The sequence below is a fragment of the Halolamina salina genome (assembly GCF_042678005.1).
Lineage (GTDB): Archaea > Halobacteriota > Halobacteria > Halobacteriales > Haloferacaceae > Halolamina > Halolamina salina.
The window spans coordinates 1,622-3,127 of the sequence record NZ_JBHUDH010000141.1; the positions used below are offsets into that span (position 1 = coordinate 1,622).

The window sequence follows — 1,506 nt, forward strand, 5'->3', positions numbered from 1 at the left end:
GCGGTCGCCTCCCCGGCGGCCGCAGTCGGGGACGCCGACGTGGTGATCACCGCCACCACCGCCTCGGAGCCGGTGTTCGACGGCGACGACCTCGAACCCGGCACCCACGTCACCGCAATGGGGCAGTACGACCCCGAGAAGCGCGAACTCGACGCGACGACGATCGAGCGGGCGAAATACGTGCCGGACCTCCGCGACCGGGCGACGAAGGACGCCGGCTCGTTCCTCCACGCGCTGGAAGAGGGCGTCGTCGAGGAGGACCACATCCACGCCGAACTCGGGGAGGTGATCGCCGGCGAAGCCGAGGGACGGACCGACGACGAGGAGATCACCGTGTTCGACTCCGGCGGCACCGGGATCGAGACGGTCGCCGGCGCGTACCTGCTGTACGAGAAGGCCGTCGAGCAGGGCCTCGGGGAGACGATCGAGTTCTCGCCGGCGAGTCAGGCGTTGACCGGGGAGTGAGGCCGTGTTCGAGTGGCTGTTCCCGGGCTGGACGTCCCCGGGGCTGTTGACCGCGCTGGTCGTCGCTCGCACGCTCTGTAACCTCGGACTGACGGCGGCGATCCGTGAAGCGTCGGAGTCGGCGGTCGCGGTCGCGGCCGGCGGCGCGCTGACCGTCGCGACGACGACCCTCACCGTTGGCGTCCTGCGCGGGACGTTCGGGATCACCGCCAGCCACGTCGAGAGCCTCCTCCAACTGGCGCTGCTGGTGCTGGCGGGCGTCGTCGTGCTGCGGGAGGGGGGCACGCGCGGCCGGAACTGGGCGATCCTCGCCAGTGCGGGCGCGGTGCTACTGTACCTGTTCTCGATCCCGCTGTTCGGTGAGGCGACGGTGGCGCCGTAGTCGCCAGTCGTCGGCGAAGCGCAGTCGTCCTTCGGGGGAGCGATCGCGACGGGAACCCGCCCGACGACAGGTATAACCAATCGTATCGCCTCGTTTCGAACGAGCGGAGCGACCGTCTCACATCACCATTCAGCCCGGATCGGGCACTCACTATGCAAGACACAGCGAAATACCTCATTCACGCGAAACTGTCGGCGGACGGTGTCATCGAGAGAAGCGACGTCGTCGGCGCAGTGTTCGGCCAGACCGAGGGCCTGCTCGGCGACGAGATGGACCTGCGTGACCTGCAGGACTCCTCGAAGGTCGGCCGCATCGACGTGAGCGTCGAGACCGAAGGCGGCCAGTCCTTCGGCGACGTGACGATCGCCTCCTCGATGGACAAAGTCGAGACCGCGATCCTCGCGGCGTCGCTCGAGACGATCTCCCGGGTCGGCCCCTGTCAGGCCCGGATCGAAGTGACCGACATCGAGGACATCCGCGCCGCCAAGCGCCGGATCGTCGTCCAGCGCGCCAAGGAACTGCTCGCGAACTCCTTCGAGGAGAGCGTGCTCACCAGCGACGAACTCCACGAGGAGGTCCGCGAGTCCGTCCGCGCCGGCGAGATGGACGAGTACGAGGGCTACCCGGCCGGTCCGAACGTCGCCGACGGCGACGCAGTC

Annotated in this window: 2 protein-coding genes and 1 pseudogene; all 3 read left to right on the plus strand. The window is 68.8% G+C overall.

Features of this window, described 5'->3' with window-relative positions; genetic code table 11:
* A partial coding sequence (locus ACFR9S_RS12180) for an ornithine cyclodeaminase family protein (protein WP_379818777.1) occupies window positions 1-465 on the plus strand: 465 nt, incomplete at its 5' end.
* A 4-nt stretch (window positions 466-469) separates the two neighbouring features.
* Window positions 470-847, plus strand: a complete 378-nt coding sequence (locus ACFR9S_RS12185) for a hypothetical protein (RefSeq protein WP_379732161.1) — start codon at window positions 470-472, stop codon at window positions 845-847.
* A 152-nt stretch (window positions 848-999) separates the two neighbouring features.
* Window positions 1,000-1,506: pseudogene (locus tag ACFR9S_RS12190) on the plus strand (DNA primase DnaG); the annotation flags it as partial.